Annotated in this window: 25 protein-coding genes and 1 tRNA gene; 11 read left to right on the top strand and 15 right to left on the bottom strand. The window is 67.5% G+C overall.

The window, feature by feature from the left end:
- Nucleotides 1-43 precede the first annotated feature (43 nt).
- The gene (locus tag ACFX59_RS04195; RefSeq protein WP_387429954.1) at nucleotides 44-1,438 is read right to left on the bottom strand and encodes a short-chain fatty acyl-CoA regulator family protein; all 1,395 of its coding nucleotides are present in this window, start codon (nucleotides 1,436-1,438) and stop codon (nucleotides 44-46) included.
- A gap of 188 nt (nucleotides 1,439-1,626) precedes the next feature.
- On the opposite strand from ACFX59_RS04195, the gene aceA reads away from it, so the two are divergent.
- The 4 genes from aceA (at nucleotide 1,627) to ACFX59_RS04175 (ending at nucleotide 4,837) form a co-directional block, all read left to right on the top strand.
- Nucleotides 1,627-2,907 (top strand): isocitrate lyase, encoded by a 1,281-nt coding sequence (aceA, locus tag ACFX59_RS04190; RefSeq protein WP_387429952.1) that lies wholly within the window; start codon nucleotides 1,627-1,629, stop codon nucleotides 2,905-2,907.
- A 28-nt stretch (nucleotides 2,908-2,935) separates the two neighbouring features.
- Nucleotides 2,936-3,094, top strand: coding sequence for a hypothetical protein (locus ACFX59_RS04185; protein ID WP_307103943.1), 159 nt, complete (start codon nucleotides 2,936-2,938; stop codon nucleotides 3,092-3,094).
- A 130-nt stretch (nucleotides 3,095-3,224) separates the two neighbouring features.
- Nucleotides 3,225-4,184: a cation diffusion facilitator family transporter gene (locus ACFX59_RS04180; protein ID WP_309698628.1), complete on the top strand. Its 960-nt coding sequence runs from the start codon at nucleotides 3,225-3,227 to the stop codon at nucleotides 4,182-4,184.
- Between the two features lie 8 nt (nucleotides 4,185-4,192).
- Complete coding sequence (locus tag ACFX59_RS04175) at nucleotides 4,193-4,837, top strand: hypothetical protein (RefSeq protein ID WP_387429949.1); 645 nt, start codon at nucleotides 4,193-4,195, stop codon at nucleotides 4,835-4,837.
- On the opposite strand, the gene ACFX59_RS04170 is transcribed toward ACFX59_RS04175, so the two are convergent.
- Together ACFX59_RS04170 and ACFX59_RS04165 are read right to left on the bottom strand one after the other, a co-directional pair.
- Nucleotides 4,789-5,412 (bottom strand): DUF4893 domain-containing protein, encoded by a 624-nt coding sequence (locus ACFX59_RS04170; RefSeq protein ID WP_387429946.1) that lies wholly within the window; start codon nucleotides 5,410-5,412, stop codon nucleotides 4,789-4,791. The genes ACFX59_RS04175 and ACFX59_RS04170 overlap by 49 nt on opposite strands.
- The gene (locus tag ACFX59_RS04165) at nucleotides 5,397-6,182 is read right to left on the bottom strand and encodes a 3-hydroxybutyrate dehydrogenase (RefSeq protein ID WP_387429943.1); all 786 of its coding nucleotides are present in this window, start codon (nucleotides 6,180-6,182) and stop codon (nucleotides 5,397-5,399) included. Before ACFX59_RS04165 ends, ACFX59_RS04170 begins: the two co-directional genes overlap by 16 nt.
- A 125-nt stretch (nucleotides 6,183-6,307) precedes the next feature.
- Here ACFX59_RS04165 and ACFX59_RS04160 point away from each other — a divergent pair, with 125 nt between their 5' ends.
- Entirely contained in the window at nucleotides 6,308-7,216 is a 909-nt protein-coding gene (locus ACFX59_RS04160; protein ID WP_307103931.1) for a neutral zinc metallopeptidase, read from the top strand.
- 48 nt (nucleotides 7,217-7,264) lie between these two features.
- Here the strand turns inward: ACFX59_RS04160 and ACFX59_RS04155 are convergent, their stop codons facing one another.
- Nucleotides 7,265-8,251 carry an NADP-dependent oxidoreductase gene (locus ACFX59_RS04155; protein ID WP_387430274.1) on the bottom strand — a complete coding sequence of 329 codons (987 nt, stop codon included), beginning with the start codon at nucleotides 8,249-8,251 and terminating at the stop codon, nucleotides 7,265-7,267.
- Nucleotides 8,252-8,350: 99 nt separating this feature from the next.
- The gene (locus ACFX59_RS04150) at nucleotides 8,351-9,625 is read right to left on the bottom strand and encodes a DUF2171 domain-containing protein (RefSeq protein ID WP_387429940.1); all 1,275 of its coding nucleotides are present in this window, start codon (nucleotides 9,623-9,625) and stop codon (nucleotides 8,351-8,353) included.
- A gap of 247 nt (nucleotides 9,626-9,872) precedes the next feature.
- Here ACFX59_RS04150 and ACFX59_RS04145 point away from each other — a divergent pair.
- The 3 genes from ACFX59_RS04145 (at nucleotide 9,873) to ACFX59_RS04135 (ending at nucleotide 11,559) form a co-directional block, all read left to right on the top strand.
- A tRNA-Ala gene (locus ACFX59_RS04145) sits at nucleotides 9,873-9,948 on the top strand.
- A gap of 97 nt (nucleotides 9,949-10,045) precedes the next feature.
- Nucleotides 10,046-10,828, top strand: coding sequence for an NUDIX hydrolase (locus tag ACFX59_RS04140; RefSeq protein WP_387429938.1), 783 nt, complete (start codon nucleotides 10,046-10,048; stop codon nucleotides 10,826-10,828).
- Nucleotides 10,828-11,559: an extensin family protein gene (locus ACFX59_RS04135; RefSeq protein ID WP_387429935.1), complete on the top strand. Its 732-nt coding sequence runs from the start codon at nucleotides 10,828-10,830 to the stop codon at nucleotides 11,557-11,559. Before ACFX59_RS04140 ends, ACFX59_RS04135 begins: the two co-directional genes overlap by 1 nt.
- A 35-nt stretch (nucleotides 11,560-11,594) precedes the next feature.
- Here the strand turns inward: ACFX59_RS04135 and ACFX59_RS04130 are convergent, their stop codons facing one another.
- From ACFX59_RS04130 to ACFX59_RS04115, 4 genes are all read right to left on the bottom strand, one after another.
- A complete protein-coding gene (locus ACFX59_RS04130; protein ID WP_307103923.1) occupies nucleotides 11,595-12,152 on the bottom strand; it encodes a hypothetical protein in 558 nt (185 codons plus the stop codon).
- Between the two features lie 296 nt (nucleotides 12,153-12,448).
- Nucleotides 12,449-12,724 carry a hypothetical protein gene (locus tag ACFX59_RS04125; RefSeq protein ID WP_309698642.1) on the bottom strand — a complete coding sequence of 92 codons (276 nt, stop codon included), beginning with the start codon at nucleotides 12,722-12,724 and terminating at the stop codon, nucleotides 12,449-12,451.
- Between the two features lie 63 nt (nucleotides 12,725-12,787).
- A complete protein-coding gene (locus ACFX59_RS04120) occupies nucleotides 12,788-13,567 on the bottom strand; it encodes a transglutaminase family protein (RefSeq protein ID WP_387429931.1) in 780 nt (259 codons plus the stop codon).
- Between the two features lie 74 nt (nucleotides 13,568-13,641).
- On the bottom strand, nucleotides 13,642-14,388 hold the full coding sequence (locus tag ACFX59_RS04115) for a Bax inhibitor-1/YccA family protein (protein ID WP_309693618.1): 747 nt from the start codon (nucleotides 14,386-14,388) through the stop codon (nucleotides 13,642-13,644).
- A 122-nt stretch (nucleotides 14,389-14,510) separates the two neighbouring features.
- Here ACFX59_RS04115 and thpR point away from each other — a divergent pair, with 122 nt between their 5' ends.
- From thpR to ACFX59_RS04100, 3 genes are read left to right on the top strand one after another with little or no spacing between them, the layout of a single operon-like run.
- On the top strand, nucleotides 14,511-15,062 hold the full coding sequence (gene thpR, locus ACFX59_RS04110) for an RNA 2',3'-cyclic phosphodiesterase (protein WP_354294370.1): 552 nt from the start codon (nucleotides 14,511-14,513) through the stop codon (nucleotides 15,060-15,062).
- Between the two features lie 47 nt (nucleotides 15,063-15,109).
- Nucleotides 15,110-15,646 (top strand): superoxide dismutase family protein, encoded by a 537-nt coding sequence (locus tag ACFX59_RS04105; protein WP_307103917.1) that lies wholly within the window; start codon nucleotides 15,110-15,112, stop codon nucleotides 15,644-15,646.
- Between the two features lie 10 nt (nucleotides 15,647-15,656).
- Nucleotides 15,657-16,319, top strand: a complete 663-nt coding sequence (locus ACFX59_RS04100; protein WP_309693611.1) for an HAD-IA family hydrolase — start codon at nucleotides 15,657-15,659, stop codon at nucleotides 16,317-16,319.
- 276 nt (nucleotides 16,320-16,595) lie between these two features.
- Here ACFX59_RS04100 and ACFX59_RS04095 read toward each other — a convergent pair whose 3' ends face one another.
- The 6 genes from ACFX59_RS04095 to ACFX59_RS04070 are packed head-to-tail and all read right to left on the bottom strand — an operon-like array spanning nucleotide 16,596 to nucleotide 20,850.
- Nucleotides 16,596-16,949: a HesB/IscA family protein gene (locus ACFX59_RS04095; protein ID WP_387429927.1), complete on the bottom strand. Its 354-nt coding sequence runs from the start codon at nucleotides 16,947-16,949 to the stop codon at nucleotides 16,596-16,598.
- A 2-nt stretch (nucleotides 16,950-16,951) separates the two neighbouring features.
- The gene (locus ACFX59_RS04090) at nucleotides 16,952-17,410 is read right to left on the bottom strand and encodes an SUF system Fe-S cluster assembly protein (protein WP_307103911.1); all 459 of its coding nucleotides are present in this window, start codon (nucleotides 17,408-17,410) and stop codon (nucleotides 16,952-16,954) included.
- On the bottom strand, nucleotides 17,407-18,612 hold the full coding sequence (locus ACFX59_RS04085; protein WP_387429924.1) for an aminotransferase class V-fold PLP-dependent enzyme: 1,206 nt from the start codon (nucleotides 18,610-18,612) through the stop codon (nucleotides 17,407-17,409). The genes ACFX59_RS04090 and ACFX59_RS04085 overlap by 4 nt, the downstream gene beginning before the upstream one ends.
- Nucleotides 18,609-19,688 carry a SufD family Fe-S cluster assembly protein gene (locus tag ACFX59_RS04080; RefSeq protein ID WP_387429922.1) on the bottom strand — a complete coding sequence of 360 codons (1,080 nt, stop codon included), beginning with the start codon at nucleotides 19,686-19,688 and terminating at the stop codon, nucleotides 18,609-18,611. Before ACFX59_RS04080 ends, ACFX59_RS04085 begins: the two co-directional genes overlap by 4 nt.
- Nucleotides 19,685-20,437, bottom strand: a complete 753-nt coding sequence (sufC, locus tag ACFX59_RS04075) for a Fe-S cluster assembly ATPase SufC (protein ID WP_387429919.1) — start codon at nucleotides 20,435-20,437, stop codon at nucleotides 19,685-19,687. The genes ACFX59_RS04080 and sufC overlap by 4 nt, the downstream gene beginning before the upstream one ends.
- A gap of 2 nt (nucleotides 20,438-20,439) precedes the next feature.
- Entirely contained in the window at nucleotides 20,440-20,850 is a 411-nt protein-coding gene (locus tag ACFX59_RS04070) for an endonuclease domain-containing protein (protein WP_387429916.1), read from the bottom strand.
- Between the last annotated feature and the right edge of the window lie 13 nt (nucleotides 20,851-20,863).

Below are 20,863 nucleotides of genomic sequence, written 5' to 3'. Positions count from 1 at the left end.
CGATCAACCCTTAAAACAGGTTAAGTAATCCAGATCGTATTTCTCAATCCGGGGCAAAAACCAGCGCGTTGATCGGCCGGTCCCGTTCGCCCACGATCAGAGCCCGACTGATGGGGGGCAGGGATCTTTGCGGACAGGCGGGGCGTGGACAATGGCGACAGCCGGGCCCGATCGGCGTCGCCGGTCCGGTCAGCGCATGCCCGCGCGCGGCGGCCAGTTGCCCCGCCAGACCGGCCTCCAGTCCCAGGACCAGCGCGAAACGCGCGGTCACGCCCGACATCGACCGCCCCGCGCGGTTCCCGGCCAGTGCGATGGTCGCGAAGCGGCTGCCATCGGGCATCTCGACCAGTTGGAACACCGCCTCCCCCACACGCTCGAAGGCGGCGAAGACGGTCCATAACGGGCACCGTCCTTCGGCCTCGACCAGCACCGGATTGGCCGAACCGGCATAGCGTTTGGACACCTGCCCCGCGCGGTCCACGCGCATCAGGAAAAAGGGCAGCCCCCGCGCACCGACCCGCCCCAGGGTGGTCAGCCGATGCGCCAGTTGCTCGTACGAAACGCCGAAGCGCCGCGCGACGATCTCCAGATCATAGCCGGTCGCCTCGCACGCGCGCAGGACGCGGGCATAGGGCATGATCAAAGCCGCCGCGAAATAGCGTTGCAGGTGACGTCGGAACAGCCGCTCGGCGATCCGGTCGCCAAAGGCCGCGCCGCGCGCCAGCGCGTCGATCTCGGCGCGGGCCTCCAGCTGGGCGAGTTGCGTCGCCAGCGCAAAGACGCGCGCCGGGGCCTCCAGCATCTCCGACAGCTGCAACTGGCGCGCATGGAGGTCCAGCCGGGTCAGCAGATCGGGCAAAATGTCGATCGGCAGGATGCGGATGGTCAGCGCATGGCGGACGCGAAGCCGCTCGGCCAGAGCGCCATAGAGATCGCCCGCCGCCATGCGCAGTTCGTCGGCCAGCCCCTCGGCCGCCGCGTCGAGATCGGGGAAATGGTTGCGCCACCGCTCGATCTCGCGCCGGACGAGCAGCGTCGGATCGGGCGCGGCCGGGGCCGCAGCCGTCGCCTCCCCAACCCCCGCGATCCGGTCGAACGCGCGGGCAAAGGCCTCCGCACCGCCGGGCGCCGCCGCCAGCCATTCCTCCAGCTCGGTCCGGTCGATCTCCAGATCGGCGAACATCGGATCGGCCAGCCGCCGCCGCATCGCCGCCGTCCCGCCCCCCGGCGCATCCGCCGCCAGCGCGCGCGGGTCGAAGTCGAACGTCTCGACCAGCCGCACCAGCAACGCCGCCGAGACGGGGCGCTGATTGCGCTCGATAAGGTTGAGATAGCTGGGCGAGATGGCGAGCATCTCGGCCATCGCGGCCTGCGACAATCCATGCTGGCGACGCAACCGGCGCACCGCATGACCCGCGATCAGCTTGGCTCCGCCCATGCCCGGCTCTCCTTCGGCATCATGCTGCTATGCCGCGCAGGGGCTGTCAATTCTTTACAATCCGACATGCCGGAGGCCGCCGCATCGTGACCCCGACACGCGTCAAAACGGTGCAACCGGCTGTTTCATCGGTCTGAACAGCCGCATTCTCCGCCTCCGGGAATAGCGATTTTGTAAAGGATCATGCCATGACGCAGAGCTTCACCGACCTGGTTCCGGCCCCTGCCGGGCGGTTCGACGGGATCGCCCGTCCCTACACCCCGGCGGATGTCGCGCGGCTGCGCGGGTCGATCGCGGTGGAGCATACGCTCGCCCGGCGCGGCGCGCTGAAGCTGTGGGAATTGCTGAAGGCCGAGGATTATGTCCATGCGCTGGGCGCGCTGTCGGGCAACCAGGCGATGCAGATGGTCCGCGCGGGGCTGAAGGCCATCTATCTGTCGGGCTGGCAGGTCGCGGCCGACGCCAATACGGCGGGGCAGATGTATCCCGACCAGTCGCTCTACCCCGCCAATGCCGGGCCCGAACTGGCGCGGCGGATCAACGCGACGCTGGCGCGCGCCGACCAGATCGAACATGCCGAGGGCGGCGCGACTCGCGACTGGTTCGCCCCGATCGTCGCGGATGCCGAGGCCGGATTCGGCGGTCCGCTCAACTGCTTCGAGATCATGAAGGCCTATATCGCGGCGGGCGCGGCGGGCGTGCATTTCGAGGACCAGCTGGCGTCGGAGAAGAAGTGCGGCCATCTGGGCGGCAAGGTGCTGATCCCGACCGCCGCGCATATCCGCAATCTGGACGCGGCGCGGCTGGCGGCGGATGTGGCGGGCGTGCCGACGGTGATCTGCGCGCGCACCGACGCCGAAAGCGCGCGGCTGATCACCTCGGACGTGGACGAGCGCGATGCCGAATTCCTGACCGGCGAGCGGACGCCCGAGGGCTTTTTCCGTCTGAAGGAGGGCACCGGGGTCGATCATTGCATCAAGCGCGGCCTGGCCTTCGCACCCCATGCCGATCTGCTGTGGTGGGAGACGTCGAAGCCCAATCTCGCCGATGCCCGCCGCTTCGCCGAGGCGATCCGGCGCGTCTATCCGGACAAGATGCTCGCCTATAACTGTTCGCCCAGCTTCAACTGGGAGAAGAATCTGGACCGCGACGACATCGCCCGCTTCCAGCGGGAGATCGGGGCGATGGGGTACAAGTTCCAGTTCGTCACGCTCGCCGGGTTCCACCAGCTCAATTACGGCATGTTCGAGCTGGCGCGCGGCTATCGCGACCGGGGCATGGCGGCCTATTCCGAGCTGCAACAGGCCGAGTTCGCCGCCGAGGGCCATGGCTATACCGCGACCCGCCACCAGCGCGAGGTGGGCACCGGCTATTTCGACCTGATCGCGCAGACCGTGGCGGGCGGCGACAGCTCGACCACCGCGCTCGCTCAGTCCACCGAGGCCGCCCAGTTCGAGCGGGCCGCCTGACCCCGTTCATAAGAGAGGAGAATTTGCCATGCCGACCGAACCCCAACGCAGCCGCGCCGTCTTCTCCACCGAGGATTTCGCGCTGATGAAGGAAGCCGTCGCCGAACACGTCAAGCGTGTCGCCGACGATCCCCGATCGATCAAGTTCGCGCACCTCTACCACCGGCTGGGGCGGATCGCGTCATAAGGGTTTCTCCCGCCACCGCCACCAGCCCATCACCCCTCTTCCTTGGGGAAGGAAGCGCCCCGCCGATCCAGCATCGGCGGGGTTTGTTCGCGCTGCGGAACAAGCGGCCCGATCGCGCGCTTGACCGCCCATGCCCGACACCGGTCTGACCGCGCGCATCCGCGAGAATATCGTCCTGTACGGCGCGCTAGCCGCCAATCTGGGCATCGGCGTCGCCAAGTTCATCGCCGCCGGGATCACCGGCTCGTCCTCGATGCTGACCGAGGGCGTCCATTCGGTGGTGGACAGCGGCAACCAGATCCTGCTGCTCTATGGCCAGAAGCGCGCCAGGCGCGGGCCCGATGCGGTCCACCCCTTCGGCTATGGGCGCGAGCTGTATTTCTGGGCCTTCGTGGTCGCCATCCTGATCTTCGCGCTGGGCGCGGGCATCTCGATCTATGAGGGCTGGCTGCATGTCCAGACGCCCGAAGAGCTGCGCGATCCCACCGTCAACTATATCGTCCTGGCCATCGCCTTCGCGCTCGAAGGCGCATCCTGGACGATCGCGGTGCGCGAATTCGCGCGGGCCAAGGGCGATGGCGGCTGGTGGCAGGCGATCCACGAGTCGAAGGACCCGGCGGGCTTCATCGTGCTGTTCGAGGATTCGGCGGCACTGGCCGGGCTGGTCATCGCCGGGCTGGGCGTCTGGCTGTCGCATCGGCTGGGCGATCCGCGGATCGACGGCATCGCCTCGATCCTGATCGGGCTGGTCCTGGGGCTGGTCGCGATCCTGCTCGCGCGCGAGGCTAAGGGGCTGCTGATCGGTGAGCGCGCCGACCCGCAGGTGGTGGAGACGATCCGCACGATCGTCGCCGACCGCCCCTGGATCGCACACGTCAACCATGTCCGCACGATCCACACCGCGCCCGACAGCATCTTCGCCGCGATCAGCGCCGATTTCGTCGACTCCGTCCCGATGGGCGAGGCGGAGACGCTGATCGAGACGCTGGAGGACGATCTGCGCCGCGCGGTGCCGATGCTGTCCTCCATCTATATCCGTCCGGAAAAGCATGAAAATGCCGCTCCGCCCGTGCCTCAATCTCCGCTATAAGGGCGTTGATGACGATGCTTTTGCGGCTTGCCCTCGCTCTGGCCTTTTCGCTCCTCGGCGCGCTTCCCGCGCAGGCGGCGGTGACCATCACCTTCTGGAGCCATGAGCTGGGGAACAGCTTTCCCCATGCCTTTTTCAGCCTGCGCGGCACGGTCGACGCCACCGGCGCGCCGGTCGACGCCAATTACGGCTTCACCGCCAAGTCGGTTTCCCCGGCATTGCTGATGGGGACGGTCAAGGGGCGGCTGGATATCTCCAAGCCCTTCTATATCGCGACCAGCGACGCGCAATTTTCCTATGTGATGACCGACGCGCAATATGGCGACATCCTGGCGCTGGTCGCCGCCTGGGACGAGAAGACGGGCGATGGCCGCTACAATCTGAACCAGCGCAACTGCGTCCATTTCGTGCAGGAAGCGGCACGGCGGCTGGGACTGGTCGGGCTGGACCATCCCGAACTGATGAAGAAGCCCCGTTCCTATCTGAAGACCGTGGCGCAGGCGAATGCCGGCCGCGTGACCGTCATCGGCCAGAGCGGCAAGGCCTATCTGGCCTCGCTGCCGCCGCTCCCGGCCGCTGCCCCGTCGAGCCTCACGCCGGTGGCTCAGGCCCCGGCGGGCACCAGCTCGACGATGTCCAGCACCGATTCATAAGCGGGATAGGGAAAGGCGATCCGCCAGCGTTTGGCGTCCACCCGCTCCAAGACGCCCGCCATGTCGCGCGCCTCGTCGCGACCATAGGCATAGGACCGCTCTTCGTCGCCCAGGATCAGCGTGCCCAGGAAGATGCTGCGCGCATCGGTGTCGCCATAGATCCGCCCGGCGAGCCGCTGCGACCCGTCCAGCTTGGCCAGTTGCGTTCCGCCCGCCGAAACGCGGCAACGGAAATAGGAATAGGCGACATAGGTCAGCACCGCGCGCCCCTGCGACCCCAGCTTGATCGTCCGGCAGCGATAGTCGCCATCGGGCAGGGTCGGCTCGGCGATCGAATGATCGGGGTCGGCCAGTTCGCTCAGGCCATCGATCTCCTTGCCTGCACCCCCTGCCCGCGCCTGCCCCAGCGCCTTCATCCAGGCGGTGCGCCAGCCGCGCAGCCGGATACGGTCCGACTCGGTCGCCGCGCGTCGCCAGTCGGTCGCATCCGCATCGCGGCGCGCCGGGGCGGGCGCCGCCGTCGCCAGGACGGCGAGCGCGGCCAACAGCCCGGCCGCCTTCACTGCGCGGTCCATCCGCCATCGACCGACAGGTTCGCGCCGGTGATCGCCCTTGCCTCGTCGCGGCACAGGAACAGCGCCAGCGCCGCGACCTGTTCGACGGTGACGAACTCCTTGGTCGGCTGCGCCTTGAGCAGCACGTCCTCGATCACCTGCTCGCGGCTCAGCCCGCGCGCCTTCATCGTGTCGGGAATCTGGTTCTCGACCAGCGACGTCCAGACATAGCCGGGCGAGATGCAATTGGCGGTGATGCCGTCGGTCGCCACCTCCAGCGCCACCGTCTTGGTGATGCCGACCACGCCATGCTTGGCCGCGACATAGGCCGATTTGTTGGGGCTGGCGACCAGGCTGTGCGCCGAGGCGGTGGTGATGATCCGGCCCCAGCCCCTTTGCCGCATGTGCGGGATCGCCGCGCGCATCATGTGCCAGGCCGAGGACAGGTTGATCGCGATGATCGCATCCCATTTCTCGACCGGGAATTCGGCGATCGGGGCGACATGCTGGATACCGGCATTGTTGATGACGATGTCCACCGATCCCGTCTCCGCCGCCGCGCGCGCGATCATCGCCTCGATCTGGTCGGGCCGGGTCATGTCGGCGGCATCGTACAGCGCCGCGGCACCGCTGAGCTCCGCCAGCGCGGCGCGGTTCGCCTCGATCGCGTCCGCCTCGCCGAAACCGTTCAGCATCACCGCCGCGCCCTCGGCGGCCAGCGCCCTGGCATAGGCAAGGCCGATGCCCGAGGTGGAACCGGAAATCACCGCCGTCTTGCCCTTCAGGAACATGCCATTCTCCCTTGGTCCGCCCATACCATGCTGGCAGACGCCCCCCGGTGCAACCGCCGGAAGGCTTTGCGGGTTCAACGCATGACAGACCCGTTATAGGGGCAGGAACGAAGGGGAATGACGCCATGCGGCTCGACGATTATGACAACGACATCAATGTCGGCGAGGCGCAATCCAGCGGGGGCTTCGGCGGCGGAGGCGGTGGCGGCTTGCTCTTCGGCCTGTTGCCGCTGATCGGCAGCCGATTCGGCTGCGGCGGGATCGTCGTCGTCCTCATCATTCTGGCGGTCGTCGGCCTGAACCCGCTGAGCCTGCTGACCGGCGGCGGTGGCGGCGGCAATGCGCCCGTCACCCGCTCCGCCGGTTCGTCGGGGGAACAGAGCGTCCGACAGGTGTGCGAGGCCTCGCCCGAGCGCCGCGAAACCTGCCGGGCGTTCAGCAATGCCGACAACACCTGGGAAAAGATCTTCGCCCAGGCCGGTCAGCGCTTCGAGGCGCCGGGCCTGCGCTTCTTCAGCGGATCGGGCCGCTCGGGCTGCGGCGCGGCGCAGTCGGCGATGGGGCCCTTCTATTGCCCGACCGACAGCGGCATCTATCTCGACACCAGCTTCTTCAACGAACTGGAGACCCGTTTCGGCGCAAAGGGCGATTTCGCGCGCTATTATGTCGTGGCGCACGAGTTCGGCCATCACATCCAGAACCTGCTCGGCACCTCGACCAAAGTGCGGCAGGCGCAGCAGGCGGCGGGTGAGGCGGAGGGCAATGCCCTGTCGGTCCGGCTGGAATTGCAGGCGGATTGCTATGCGGGCGTCTGGGCCGCGAAGAACCGCGATCGGCTGGAGCCCGGCGATGTCGAGGAAGGCATGACCGCCGCCCGTGCGATCGGCGACGACACGCTCCAACGCGAGGCGACCGGCCGGGTCGTGCCCGACAGCTTCACCCATGGCACCTCGGAACAGCGCATGCGCTGGCTGCGGCGCGGGATCGAGACGGGCGATCCGGCCCAGTGCGACACCTTCTCGGGCGCGATCTGACGCCCGGTTCGCCGCCCCGGCACATGGCCGGGGCGGCAGCGTTCCGGCTTATAGCTTGACCAGCATCTTGCCCTTGTTGCCGCCGGAGAACAGCGCCAGAAAAGCCTCCGGCGTGCGGTCGAGACTTTCGAACACCGTCTCCTCGCGCTGCAGCTTCCCCTCGCCCAGCATCGCCGCCATGTCGCGGTAAAAGCCCTGCTGATCCTTGAAGTCGCTGACGATGAAGCCCTGGATCCGCACCCGGTTGCCGATCAGGCGCGCCAGATATTTCAGGCTGGTCGGCTTGGCGTCGTTATAGACGTCGATCATCCCGCAAATCGCAAAGCGCGCGCCCGGCTTGGCATGCGCCAGCGCCGCGTCGAGATGGTCGCCGCCGACATTGTCGAAATACACGTCGATCCCGTCCGGCGCGGCCTTGCCCAGCGCCTCGACCACCGACACATCGCCCTTATAGTCGATGACCGCATCGGCGCCGAGCGAACGGACCCAGTCGGTCTTGTCCCGGCCGCCTGCCGAGCCGATCACCGTCATACCCTTGGCCTTGGCGATCTGGACCACGGTCGACCCGACCGCCCCCGCCGCCGCCGAGACGAAGACGGTGTCGCCGGGCTTGGCCTCGGCCACCTGAAGCAGGCCGTAATAGGCGGTCATGCCCGGCATGCCGAACTGCCCCAGAAACGCCTGCGGATCGACGCCCAGATCGGGGAGCGGCTGGACATGCTGCGCCGGGATCACCGCCTCGTCGCGCCAGCCCGCCATATGGCTGACCAGCGTACCGACCGGGACGGCTTCCGCGCGGCTCTCGACCACCTCGCCGATCGCCCCGCCCTGCATCGGCTCGCCCAGTTGGAAGGGCGGGACATAGCTTTTCCCGTCATTCATCCGGCCGCGCATATAGGGATCGACCGACAGCCAGCGGTTCGCCACGCGCACTTGTCCGTCGGCCAGTTCGGGAAGCGGCTGTTCGACCAGCGCGAAATCCTCGTCGCGCGGCATCCCCTTGGGACGCGCCGCCAGAGTCCAGGCCTTCATCATCTTGTCCTTTTCGTCGTGGGTTGCGGACATGGGAAAGGGCCCGGATGTTGTCCACCCGAGCCCCCGAGAAAAAGTCACCGATGCGTGACGATTTCGGCCTTAATAGCCTCGATTGCCGTCCTGGCCCGTGGTCGAGGCGGTCGTGGCACCCGTCGTCGTCGTGCTGCCGGTGCCGGTGGTCGTGCCGGTCGCCGTGCTGCCAGCCGCATTGCCGGTCGTGGCGGTCTGGCCGGTCGCGGACGTCTGGCCATAGCCGTTCGACTGACCATAGGACGAATTCTGGCCGTAACGGTTCGTGCCCTGCTCACTGGTGCGGTCGCCGAACATCGCGCGGGCATTCTCCTCCTCGCGCCACTGGGCCTTGGCTTCCTCGGCGGTCTTGGTCAGCGTGACCTTGTCCTCGACCGACTTCAGCCAGCGCGACGGGATCGAATGATGCTGGCCGCCCGCATCCTTGTCGTTCTTGGTCAGCAGGATGCGGTCGCCGCGCACCTTGTCCACCGTGCCGACATGGCTGCCGTCCGAACCGACGACTTCCTGATGCTCGGTCACCTTGCCCAGCAGGCCGCGCTGGCCCTCGCGCTCGGTGCGCCAGTTGTTGAATTCATTGTGGAACTTGGTGCGGTTCTCGCTGCGATATTCGTCATAATCGCGGTCGAGCGCGGCGATCTGGCCCGAGCGCCAGCTGTCATAGTCGCGGTCCTGCGCCGCATAGTAACGCTCGTCGTACTGCGCATCCGCCTCGCGACGGCGCTCGGCCTCCTCGTCGCCGAACCACGAGCGGACCTCGTCCCCGGCGCGGGCGAAGAAGCCGCGATCCTCATAGTCATAGCCCTGGGGCTGGCGACCATAATCGCCACCCGATTGCGGACGACGGTCCTGGCCCCGCCCTTGCTCGTAACGACCCTGATCGTAACGGCCCTGGCGGTCGTCGCGTCCATAACGGTCGCCGGTATAGCCATAACCGCGCGACGAATCGCCATAGCTCGCCGTCCGATAACCCTGATCGCGGTCGCTCGAGCGATAGGAGTCGCGGCCCTGGTCGCGCTCGTTGCGATAGCCATAATCGCCAGAGCGGCCTTCGCCGTAGCGCCCTTCGTTGTAACGGCCGCCGAAATCCTGACGCGAACCGCCGCGATATTCACCGCGCTGGTCATAGCCCTGGCGGCCATAGCCCTGATGGCCATAGTCGCGCGCGCCATAACCGCGACGGCTGTCGTTGCGGTCGTTGCCGCGATCGTCGTCGAACGCACCGGCGGCTTCGTAATCGCGCGCGCTGGAATAGGTGTAATCCCGCCCCGAGCCGTAGTCCCGGCCATAGTCGAAGTCGCGGTTTCCGCCATTGGCGCCGCGGGAATAGCGATCGTAAGCCATTCAAACCCTCCTGAAATTCGGTCCTGCGGGGGCCGACGCCACTCGATCGGCGGGTCGTGCCTTCCGGATGTTTCAATGAGGCAGATCAAGACATGGTTCCGTTGCCGCCATGCCACGCGCGACGGGATGCCCGAGGCGAAGGACCGGAGGCGCGCGAATTTTTTTGCCCATATCGCGCGAAGCGGTGTTGCGTCGCCCCCGATGACCGGCTAATGGCGTCGCTCCCGACGATAGTCGGGCACGGGGCGGGGCTGTAGCTCAGATGGGAGAGCGCTGCAATCGCACTGCAGAGGTCAGGGGTTCGATTCCCCTCAGCTCCACCACCCCGCCTTTTATTCCCACATCGCAACAGCATGGCGGTCCGCCCGGACTTTCGACGCATCGTCTTGCCGTTCGCCGTCGTGATGCGTTGATCGGGCGATGACCCTAGACGCGATCCCCCCTGCCCCTTCCGACGCCATCCCCGCCGCCACGCTGATCCTGATGCGCGAGGGCGCGGAGACGGGCGACCCGCCCGAAATCCTGATGATCGAGCGCGGGGCGGCGTTGGCCTTTCTGGGTGGCGCCATGGTATTTCCCGGCGGGCGGGTCGATCCGGGCGACCGGGCGATGGTCGTCGCCGCCGATGTCGATCCGGAGGACAGCGCCGCGCGGATCGCCGCCATTCGCGAGACGATCGAGGAGGTCGGGCTGGTAGTCGGCATCGCCCCGACGCCTGACGGCGCCCGACAGGAAAGACTGCGCGACGGGGTGCGACGGGGCGAAAGCCTCGCCACACTACTGGCCGAGACCGGATCGACGCTGACCCCGGAGGCGCTGACGCCGTTTGCCCGCTGGTGCCCCGAGCATGTCCCGGTCCGGCGGTTCGATGCGCGCTTCTATCTCGCCGCGATCGACCGGAGCCGGTCCACGCCCCGGATCGACGGCGGCGAGACCGTCCGCGCCGAATGGCTGCCTGCCGCCGAGGCGCTGTCCCGCGCCGATCGGGACGAGATACGGATCATCTATCCGACCCGCCGGACGCTGGAACGATTGGCGCTCTATCGGGATTTCCCCTCTGCCGTCGCCGATGCCCGTGCATGGCCGGTCCGGCGGATCATCCCCTTCCTGGCGGAGCGTGACGGCGTGCCCAGCATCTGCATTCCCGACGATCTGGGCTTTCCGATCACCGCCGAGCCGGTGGCACAGGCCCGACGCGGCTGATGCGTGCGCTCCGCCGCTGGACGACCCTGGTGGTCGCGCTGGCGGGAGCGGCGATGCTGGGCCTGTTGCTCTGGAGCATGGCGCGGCGCCACCCCCAGGACATGCCCTGGGCGCCGCTCGACCTGGGGCAGCCGGTCGGACTGTTTACCGGGCGAAAGCTGACGGCGCTCACCCAGGATCACGCGCAATGCCTCGCGCTGCTGGAGCGGGCGGGGATTCGGCATAATCGCCTTCCCGACCGCCGCGACGGGCCGCAATGCGGCTATGACGATGTCGTGCGGTTCACTGCCGGCGGCGCGCGGACGATCGGCTATCGCCCCGCCTCGCTAGGCATATCCTGCCCGGTCGCGGCCTCGCTCGCGCTATGGGAATGGGACAGCGTCCAGCCCGCCGCGCGCGACCTGTTGGGCGCACAGGTCGTCGCGATCGACCATCTGGGCAGCTATAATTGCCGCCGGATCAGCGGCCGTTCGTCCAGCGACTGGAGCGAGCATGCCAGCGCCAATGCGATCGACGTGGCGGGCTTTCGCCTGAACGACGGGCGGCGGATCAGCGTCGCGCGCGACTGGAAGGACGATGGCCCGGCCGGTCGCTTCCTGCACCGCGTGCGCGACGATGCCTGTCGGCTGTTCGCCACGACCCTGTCACCCGATTACAATGCCGCCCATGCCGACCATTTCCATCTGGACCAGGCCTATCGCGGCCCGATGGGCTGGCGCGCGTGTCGATAGGGTGACGGGGCCCCCCGCTCCGCCACCGCCATGGTTCAGTTGGCCAGCGACGTGCCGTTGGTGTCGACCTTCTCCACCCAATGTGGGAAGAAGGCAGGCTGGCGGCTGGACCAGCCCGAAGCGGTCGCCGCCGCCTCGCTGATCGACTGGAGCAGTTGCCGCCGCAGTTCGGGATGCAGATGTGGCAGCGCCGCCGCCGAGCAGAAGACCGCGGGCAGCCAGGGCCGGACCTCGGCCCCGACCAGCCGTTCGTACAGGAAGCGGAAGGCCGAGAAGCTGGTCAGCCGCCCCTGCCCCAGATCGAAGGCGGCGATCGTCACGAACGGCGCCATGAAGGGTTCGAGCGACTCCAGCCCGCTGTCGACGGGGATATGGTGCCGGATCTCGGGCAGGTTGCGATACAGCCGCGCCTGCGCCCGGATGCTCGCCGCCTCGACCACGTCGCGCGACCAGCGCGCCATCGCATCCTCGCGGTCCAGCCCGATGTCCAGCGAGCGGCGGATATAACGCTGGGTCGCCGCCGCGAAACCTGCAAATTCCTTCATCTCGGCCAGTGTCATCGCGCCTTCGGCCGGTCTGTTCTTCGATCCCATGTGCTCACCCCGCCCATCGAAACTAACCCGATCATCATGCGCGCATTAGGTTAACGCAACGCTGAACGACCGGGCACAGAGCATCATGAAATTCGCCGCGCCGCAACATTGATTGCGACGAAGTGCAGGATGACGTTCGGAATTCTTCCAAATAGGCATGCCGGGGATGTTTTAGGCCCGTCGCGGCGGATAGGCGTTTCGCACGCGGCCATAGGGTCGGCGGGCCTCTTGCCCGGCCGACGGGCGCGATGCCGGGGACGCGGTCGCCCCCGACATGGCTTTACCGCGGAACCGCCTCAACGTTCCTCTTCGGTGTAGCCCGACGACTCCGCCGGGCCGTCACGGCCGGGCTGGGTGTTGGAGGGCGGATCGCTGGCATCCATCGATTCGTCGAGGCTCTCGTCGAGCTGGGCGTCGACATCCTCGGGGTTCTTGGCCAGATTCCCGGTGATGTCGGGGTCCTGTCCCGCATCCTGCTCGGGCGGGCGCGGACGGTTGCCCTGCTCGGCCTGGTCGCCGCCCGGCGCGACGGAAACGCTGTCGAGCGCGCGATCGTCGATGCTGTCGTTCATGGCAATTCCCCATCTGATTGGACAGGATCAACGAGCCATGACGCACAGCGTTCCTGCCCGTGCTCAGTCCAGACGGCGCACCTTAACCTGTTGATCGCAAAGCCAGGCTTCGCCGAACACGGTCATGAAGGCGATATCGGTCGCATCGCGCCCCACACAGACCCGGACGATCTCGTCCGCGCGCGCCATGCCGGTCGCGTCGACCAGATGCCATGCATCGCCCAGCCACAATTCGGCGACCGCATGGAAATCGGGCGGATCGACGCCCGGCGCATAGGCCGAGACGCAGCGCGCCGGAATCTCCGCCGCACGGGCCAGCGCGACCAGCAGATGGGCATAATCGCGACACACGCCGGTTCGCGACGCGAAGGTGTCGAGCGCGGTCGTCACCCCCTGCGAACTGCCCGAGCGATAGGTCATCCGCGTCGCCACCCATTCGGCCAGTGCCGCCGCCATCGCGCCGCCCGACAGCCCGGCGAAGCGTTGCCGCACGAACCCCTCCAGCTTGTCGGATTCGCAATAACGGCTGGGCAGCAGATAAGGGATCAGATCACCGCCCAGCGCCCGTGCGGGCGTCGCGGGCAGGGCATCGAGCGGCACCATCAGCCGCTCGACCGCCACCACCGCTTCATAGCGCGCACGCAGAGCATGATCGACCCGGACCCAGCAACGCTGGCCGATCCCGTCATCGCCGGGCACTGCCGTCACGCCATGGTCGGACCAGATGGTCAGCGCCTGATGCTCCAGCCGCTGGTCGGGCATCGCCGCCGCCTCGATCTGCAACAGGATGTCGGCGGGGTCGGTCACGGTATAGTCGAGCGACACTTCGATCGACAGGCGCATGCCGTCATCCTTTCACGAAAAAGGCCCGGCGGACGATCCGCCGGGCCCCATGGGACTTGCCCTGTTTCCAGACGTCAGTCGCGGCTCGAACCGGTCAGACGCAGGATGAACATGAACATGTTGATGAAGTCGAGATACAGGCTCAGCGCCGACATGATGACCACGCGGTCCTGCATCGACGTGCCGCGCACCTCATAATAGAGCGACTTGGTACGCTGCGTGTCATAGGCGGTCAGGCCCGCGAACAGCAGGACGCCGACGAAGCTGATGACCAGGCCCATTGTGCCCGACTGCAGGAAGATGTTGATCACGCTCGCGACGATCAGACCGACCAGACCGATGATCAGGAAGGTGCCGAACGCCGACAGGTCGCGCTTCGTGGTGTAGCCATAGAGGCTCAGCGCCGCGAAACCCGCCGCGGTGGCGAAGAACGCACCCGCGATCGACGAACCGCTATAGACCAGGAAGATGGTCGACAGCGACAGGCCCATGACGACCGCGAACGCCCAGAAGAGCAGCTGCATCGTCGAGGTCTTCATGCGCGTCTGGCCCATGCTCAGCGCAAAGACGAAGCCCAGCGGCGCGAACATGATGACGTAGCGCAGCGCGCCGCCATTGAGGAAGACCTGCGCGGCCATGCTGTCGCGCCCGCCCCATGCGAAGAGCAGCGCGACGATACCCGTCAGCAGCACGCCCGACGACATGTAGTTGTAAACGGACAGCATGTACGAACGCAGACCCGCGTCATAGGCGGTCGAGCCCGTGGTGGCGGTGGTTCCGAACGGCGCGGCGCTCGGCCGTGGATCAGACCAGTTTGCCATGGTGAACTATTGCTCCTTTGACCGGCCATATGCCGGTTGATGGAAATATCGCTCTCTCGGGGACGCTTTTCAAGCCAAAGCGGTTCCCGTTTCATGCGTGCGTACGATAGAAACATTTTGTCATGCTCCGCCTGTTCGTCGCCCTCCGCCCGCCCCGCGCCATTCGCGACCTGCTGACCGACGCCATGGACGGCGTGCCCCATGCCCGGTGGCAGGACGACGACCAGCTCCACCTGACTTTGCGCTTCATCGGCGAGGTCGATCGTCCGGTGGCCGAGGATGTCGCGGCGATGCTGGCGCAGGTCCATGCGCCCGCGCCCGTCGTCCGGATCGCGGGCGTCGGCGCCTTCGAGAAGCGCGAGCGCGCCGACACGCTGTGGGCCGATGTGACGCCGCACGACGCGCTGGCGCATCTGCACCGCAAGGTGGACCAGGCCTGTGTCCGCGCCGGACTGCCGCCCGAGCACCGCGCCTATCGCCCGCACATCACGCTGGCCCGGATGCCACGCAGCGCCGGGGCCGCGCCCGAGGTCGGCGCATGGCGCGCCGCGCATGCCGGGCTTGCCAGCGCGCCCTTCATGATGGAGCATCTGGTCCTGTATCGAAGCGAGCTGGGGCATGGCGGCGCATCCTATGAACCCGTGATGCGTTGGCCGCTCGACATCGACCGGTAAGGACCGGCGCGCACATCCGTTTTTCGTTCGATCAGGGAGCCTCCGACATGAAATATCTCGCGCTGACGACCGCCGCCCTGCTGGGCCTGGGCCTGGCGGGTTGCGACCAGGCCAAGGTGGAAACCGGCGCCCCGACGCCCGGCGGTGCCAGCGCGACCGCCTCGCTCCAGACCGGGGCCGGTGTGGCAGCGGGCCGCGCGACCGCGACCGAGGTGGCGGGGGGCCTGCGGATCACGCTCGATGCCGAGAACGTCCCAGCCGGGATGCACGGGGTCCATATCCATACGGTCGGCCGCTGCGACGCGCCCGACTTCACCAGCGCGGGCGGCCACTGGAACCCCACCCAGCGCCAGCATGGCAGCCTGAACCCGCAGGGCCCGCATGAGGGCGACATGCCCAACATGACGGTCGGCAACGACGGACGCGGCACGCTGGGCATCGTGTTGCCGGGCGCGACCATGGCCGGGCTGCTCGACGCGGACGGCTCGGCGATCGTCATCCATGCCGCCGCCGACGATCTGAAGACCGACCCCAGCGGCAATAGCGGCGGGCGGATCGCCTGCGGCGTGTTCCAGGCGAACTGATCCGCCGACCATGACCACGCCCCTGCCGACCCGCGCCTTTGGCGGCTTCCTGTTCGACATGGACGGGACGATCCTGAGTTCGATCGCCTCGGCCGAACGCGCCTGGAGCGCCTGGGCGACGCGGCAGGGGCTGGACGTGGCGACGTTCCTGCCGACCATCCACGGCGTCCAGTCGGTCGAGACGATCCGGCGGCTCAACCTGCCCGGCGTCGATCCGGTGGCGGAGGCGCATGCGCTGACCGAGGCGGAGATGCTCGACCTGGATGACATCGTGCCGATCGCAGGCGCGGCAGCCTTTCTGGCGGTGCTGCCGCCGGATCGCTGGGCGATCGTGACCTCGGCACCCAAAAGGCTGGCCGAGGTGCGGCTGAAGGCGGCGGGGCTGCCGCTACCGGGCGTGTTCGTGACGGCCGAGGATGCCGAGCGGAGCAAACCCGCCCCCGATGGCTTCCTGCTGGGCGCGAAGAAGCTGGGGATCGCGCCGCAGGACTGTCTGGCGTTCGAGGATGCCCCGGCCGGGATCGCGGCGGCCGAGGCGGCGGGGATGACGGTGGTGGTGATTACCGAGACGCATCGGGGGGCGATGGACACCGCCCATGCGATGGTGACGGACTATCGTGACCTGGCGGTGGAATGGGACGGCGCCAGCCTGAAGCTCGAACACCGGGTCTGATCCCACCTGTTCCCCGGCGAAGGCCGGGGTCCAGTTGCGGTGCGTTGCCGGAGGCACGGAAATTTGCCTCCCACGCGGAGACATTCCACCATCTCGAACGAATAGAACTGGGCCCCGGCCTTCGCCGGGGAACGGCCTGTCGGAAGGCGCCCCCTTCCCAACCCCCGTTCAGCCTGAGCGAAGTCGAAGGCCACGGGATTCACTTGGCCAAGATCACATGTCTGGACGTGCACTTCGACGTCGCTCAGTGCGAACGGCGGTCGGGTGCCCCTCCCCTCAAACCGTGAAGCTCTCCCCGCACCCGCACGCGCCCTTGGCGTTCGGATTCTGGAACACGAACCCGGCGGTGAAGTCGTCCTCGACCCAGTCCATGGTCGATCCGATCAGATACAGGATCGATCCGCCATCGACATAGAGCGTGCCGCCCGGCGTATCGATCTTCTCGTCAAACGCCTTCGCCTCGGTGACGTAATCCACCGAATAGGCCAGGCCCGAACAGCCCCGGCGCGGCGTCGACAGCTTGACCCCGATCGCCCCATCCGGCGCACGCGCCATCAGGTCGGCGATGCGCGCCTCGGCCGAGGGCGTCAGGTTCAGCGCGGCGGGACGCGGGCGGAGTGTGGTCGCCATGGTCAGAGCATCCCCAGTTCGAGCTTGGCGTCGTCCGACATCTTCTGCGGGTCCCAGGGCGGATCCCAGATCAGGTTCACGTCGGCGGTCGCGATCCCCGGCACCGCCGAGACGCGCAGTTCGACCTCGCCCGGCATCGACTCCGCGACCGGGCAATGCGGGGTGGTCAGCGTCATGGTGACGACCGCATGGCCGCCCTCGGTCACCTCGACGCCGTAGATCAGCCCCAGGTCATAGATATTGACCGGAATTTCGGGGTCGTAGATTTCCTTCAGCGCGTCGATGATCCCGTCATACAGCGCGCCGCCCGGCTGGGTCGGATCGTCGGCGGTCGGCTTTTGCGAAAGGAAGCCCGACAGATAGTCGCGCTGCCGCTCGGCCGGTGCCTCGACCACGTCCTGCACGCGCGCCTTGGGCGGCTGCTCGACGCTTTCGACCTCTTCGATCTTGAAACTGCTCATCCGAAAATCCTCGTGACCCGCCGGACGCCATCCACCAGCGCCGCGACGTCATCGGGTCCGTTATACACGCCGAAACTCGCCCGCGCGGTGGCGGGCAGGCCTAGCGCCTCCATCAAGGGCTGGGCGCAATGATGGCCCGCGCGGATCGCCACCCGGCTCTCGTCCAATATGGTGCCGATGTCGTGGGGATGAACCCCCTCGACCGCGAAACTGACGATTCCGGCAGAGTCCTCAGGCCCCAGCAGCCGCACCGAGTTGATCGCCGAAAGCCCCTCGCGCGCCTGCGCGACCAGGGCGGCCTCATGCGCATGGATCGCGTCCAGCCCGATGGCCGACACATAGTCGATCGCGGCATGAAGCCCCAGCGCCCCGACGATATGCGGCGTCCCCGCCTCGAACCGGCCGGGCGGCGGGGCATAGGTGGTCTTCTCGAAGCTGACCCGGTCGATCATCGATCCGCCACCCTGATAAGGCGGCATTGCGTCGAGCAGTTCGGGCCGCGCCCACAGCACGCCGATGCCGGTCGGACCATAGAGCTTGTGGCCCGAGAAAACGTAGAAGTCGCAGTCGAGCGCCTTCACGTCGACCGCGATGCGCGGCACCGCCTGGCACCCATCGAGCAGGATCTTCGCGCCCACGCCATGTGCCAGGTCGGCCGCACGACGCCCGTCGAGAACCGATCCCAGTACGTTCGACACATGGCCCAGCGCCACCAGCTTATGCGCCGGGGTCAGCATCCGCTCCATCGCGTCCAGATCGATGCGGTGATCCGCCGTCAGCGGCAACACGTCGATCGCGACGCCCAGCCGCTCGGCGACCATCTGCCACGGCACGATGTTGGAGTGATGCTCCAGCATCGACAACAGGATGCGGTCACCCGCCTTCAACTGGGTCGCGGCCCAGCATTGCGCGACGAGGTTGATCCCCTCGGTCGCGCCGCGCGTGAAGACAATCTCGTTCGGCGACCCCGCGCCGATGAACCGCGCGGTCGCTTCGCGCGCGGCTTCATAGGCGAGTGTCATGTCGGCCGAACGCTGATAGACGCCGCGATGCACGGTGGCATAGCTGGTGTCATAGGCGCGGGTGATCGCGTCGATCACCACTTGCGGCTTCTGTGCGGTCGCAGCGGTGTCGAGATAGGCCCAGCCGTCCGGGATGGCAGGGAAATCCGCCACCCGGTCGAGAGGCGCGGCGCTCGTCAAAGCGCCGCCTCCAGCCAAGCATCTGCGTCCGCCGCAAAGGCCTCGCGCACCACCTCATTGCCGATACGATCGATCGCATCCGCCACGAAGGCCCGCGTCAGCAGCGCCTGTGCTCGCGGCTTGGGAATGCCGCGGCTCTGCATATAGAACAGCGCCTTGGCATCGAGTTCGCCCACGGTCGCGCCATGCGCGCACTTCACGTCGTCAGCGAAGATCTCCAGTTCGGGCTTCAGGTTCACCGTCGCGGTCCGCTGGAGCAGCAGGCCGCGAAGCGACTGTTCGCCATCGGTCTTCTGCGCATCGCGCGCCACTTCGACCCGCGCGGCAAGGCTCGCCTGGCTGCGATCGGCGGCGACCGCCCGCCACAACTGGTGGCTCTGGCCGTTCAGCGCGGCATGGCGCAGCGACACCGCGCACTCCTGCTTCAACTCGCCCCGGGTCAGCAGCGCGCCCCCGAACTCGGCATAGGCCCCGTCGCCGGTCTGGGTGATCCCGCCATCGATGCGCGCGCCCATATTGCCCGCCGCCAGGAAGGTCGCGGTCAGGCTCGCGCCCTCGCCCAGCTCGGCTTCCTCACGAAGCGACACGAAGCCGTCGTCCTGCAACAACCGCACCGCGCGCATCAGCCGCGCCGATGCGGCGAGCTTCAGCCGCGTCAGCCGGTTGGTCCAGCCGCGCCCGATATAGGTCTCATAGACCTGCGCCGCCGCATCCTCGGCCAGCACGATCTCGGCGGGCAGATGATTGGCCGCGCCGCTGGCGACATGGACGATCTGCACGGGCTCCGCGACCGCGTCGCCCTCCAGCCGCAGCGACCAGCCACGGCCCAGAGCCTGCCGCCCCAGCGGATGGTCGCTCGCGTCGATCTGGGTCAGCTGAACCGGGCCAAGGCTGCTGGCGCTTTCATCCAGCACCCCGTCGACGAACAGCAACCGCGCGCCCGGCAGATCGAGGAAGCGATCCGCCCCCGCGGCCGGCGCCGCCCGCTCGCTCTCCGCCGCGCGGCGCAGCGCGTCGATATCGGCCCAGCGCCACGCCTCTTCGCGCGTCGAGGGGAGTTCCAGCGTGGTGGTCACGCCGCCGCTCCCTCGACGCCCGCATAGCCCTCACGCTCCAGTTCGAGCGCGAGTTCGGGGCCGCCCGAGCGCACGATGCGGCCATCGGCCAGCACATGCACCCGGTCGGGCTGCACATAGTCGAGCAGCCGCTGATAATGGGTGATCAGCAGTACCGCCTTGTCGGGCGCGCGCATGATCCGGTTGATGCCGTCACCGACGATGCGCAGCGCGTCGATGTCGAGGCCGGAGTCCGTCTCATCGAGGATTGCGAACTTGGGGTTCAGGATGCCCATCTGGACCATCTCGTTGCGCTTCTTCTCACCGCCCGAGAAGCCGACATTGACCGGACGCTTGAGCATGTCCTGGTTCAACCCCAGCCCATCGGCCTGCGCGCGGGCAAGCTTCAGGAACTCGCCGCCCGACAGCGGCTTCTCGTCGCGCTGCCCGCGCTGGGCGTTCAGGCTTTCGCGCAGGAACTGGACGTTGGACACGCCGGGAATCTCGACCGGATATTGGAAGCCCAGGAACAGCCCGGCGGCGGCGCGCTCGTTCGGCTCCAGCTCGAGCAGGTCGACGCCGTCGAACGTCACCGAACCCTGGGTCACTTCGTACCCCGGACGCCCGCCCAGCACATAGCCGAGCGTCGACTTGCCCGCGCCATTGGGGCCCATGATCGCGTGGACTTCGCCCGCATTCACCTCGAGCGTCAGGCCCTTGAGGATCGGCTTGCCGTCAATCTCGGCGTGGAGGTTTTCAATTTTCAGCATAGTCATATCCCTGTCAGCCCCTCCCCTTCAGGGGAGGGGTTGGGGTGGGGCGTCCGCCGCGCGGGCATCGCTTGAAGCGTGCCGAGCAGGTGCGCCAAAACACCCTCGATATTGTGCATCACATCGGTGTTGCCGATGCGAACGACCCTAAAACCCAATTCCGCCAGCGCCGCATCGCGCCGGTTATCCCGCCGCGCATCGGCATGCGTATCGCCATCGACCTCGACGATCAGGCCGGTCGCCGGGCAGAGGAAGTCCGCAATGTAGGTGCCGACCACCGCCTGACGCCGGAACTTGAAGCCGCCCAGTTGCGACCGGGACAAATGCGCCCAGAGCCGCTTTTCGGGTTCGGTCGGTTCGCGACGCATGTGGCGCGCGTGGCTCGACAAACGGTCGATGACCCGCGCGGACACGCCCCACCCCCGG

Origin of the sequence: Sphingomonas sp. NCPPB 2930 (assembly GCF_042867205.1) — a bacterium.
GTDB lineage: Bacteria > Pseudomonadota > Alphaproteobacteria > Sphingomonadales > Sphingomonadaceae > Sphingomonas.
This window is presented reverse-complemented; position numbering and strand designations above follow the sequence as displayed.

Coding starts and splice junctions, on each gene's coding strand:
- ACFX59_RS04135 (WP_387429935.1), top strand. CDS start 10,828: ATGCGTGCGCTCCGCCGCTGGACGACCCTGGTGGTCGCGCTGGCGGGA.
- ACFX59_RS04105 (WP_307103917.1), top strand. CDS start 15,110: ATGAAATATCTCGCGCTGACGACCGCCGCCCTGCTGGGCCTGGGCCTG.
- ACFX59_RS04195 (WP_387429954.1), bottom strand. CDS start 1,438: ATGGGCGGAGCCAAGCTGATCGCGGGTCATGCGGTGCGCCGGTTGCGT.
- ACFX59_RS04120 (WP_387429931.1), bottom strand. CDS start 13,567: ATGCGCCTGTCGATCGAAGTGTCGCTCGACTATACCGTGACCGACCCC.
- ACFX59_RS04115 (WP_309693618.1), bottom strand. CDS start 14,388: ATGGCAAACTGGTCTGATCCACGGCCGAGCGCCGCGCCGTTCGGAACC.
- ACFX59_RS04095 (WP_387429927.1), bottom strand. CDS start 16,949: ATGGCGACCACACTCCGCCCGCGTCCCGCCGCGCTGAACCTGACGCCC.
- ACFX59_RS04165 (WP_387429943.1), bottom strand. CDS start 6,182: ATGTTCCTGAAGGGCAAGACGGCGGTGATTTCCGGTTCCACCTCGGGC.
- ACFX59_RS04160 (WP_307103931.1), top strand. CDS start 6,308: ATGCGGCTCGACGATTATGACAACGACATCAATGTCGGCGAGGCGCAA.
- ACFX59_RS04155 (WP_387430274.1), bottom strand. CDS start 8,251: ATGATGAAGGCCTGGACTCTGGCGGCGCGTCCCAAGGGGATGCCGCGC.
- ACFX59_RS04180 (WP_309698628.1), top strand. CDS start 3,225: ATGCCCGACACCGGTCTGACCGCGCGCATCCGCGAGAATATCGTCCTG.
- ACFX59_RS04175 (WP_387429949.1), top strand. CDS start 4,193: ATGACGATGCTTTTGCGGCTTGCCCTCGCTCTGGCCTTTTCGCTCCTC.
- aceA (WP_387429952.1), top strand. CDS start 1,627: ATGACGCAGAGCTTCACCGACCTGGTTCCGGCCCCTGCCGGGCGGTTC.
- ACFX59_RS04185 (WP_307103943.1), top strand. CDS start 2,936: ATGCCGACCGAACCCCAACGCAGCCGCGCCGTCTTCTCCACCGAGGAT.
- ACFX59_RS04100 (WP_309693611.1), top strand. CDS start 15,657: ATGACCACGCCCCTGCCGACCCGCGCCTTTGGCGGCTTCCTGTTCGAC.
- ACFX59_RS04140 (WP_387429938.1), top strand. CDS start 10,046: ATGACCCTAGACGCGATCCCCCCTGCCCCTTCCGACGCCATCCCCGCC.
- ACFX59_RS04125 (WP_309698642.1), bottom strand. CDS start 12,724: ATGAACGACAGCATCGACGATCGCGCGCTCGACAGCGTTTCCGTCGCG.
- thpR (WP_354294370.1), top strand. CDS start 14,511: ATGCTCCGCCTGTTCGTCGCCCTCCGCCCGCCCCGCGCCATTCGCGAC.
- ACFX59_RS04170 (WP_387429946.1), bottom strand. CDS start 5,412: ATGGACCGCGCAGTGAAGGCGGCCGGGCTGTTGGCCGCGCTCGCCGTC.
- ACFX59_RS04090 (WP_307103911.1), bottom strand. CDS start 17,410: ATGAGCAGTTTCAAGATCGAAGAGGTCGAAAGCGTCGAGCAGCCGCCC.
- sufC (WP_387429919.1), bottom strand. CDS start 20,437: ATGCTGAAAATTGAAAACCTCCACGCCGAGATTGACGGCAAGCCGATC.
- ACFX59_RS04150 (WP_387429940.1), bottom strand. CDS start 9,625: ATGGCTTACGATCGCTATTCCCGCGGCGCCAATGGCGGAAACCGCGAC.
- ACFX59_RS04130 (WP_307103923.1), bottom strand. CDS start 12,152: ATGGGATCGAAGAACAGACCGGCCGAAGGCGCGATGACACTGGCCGAG.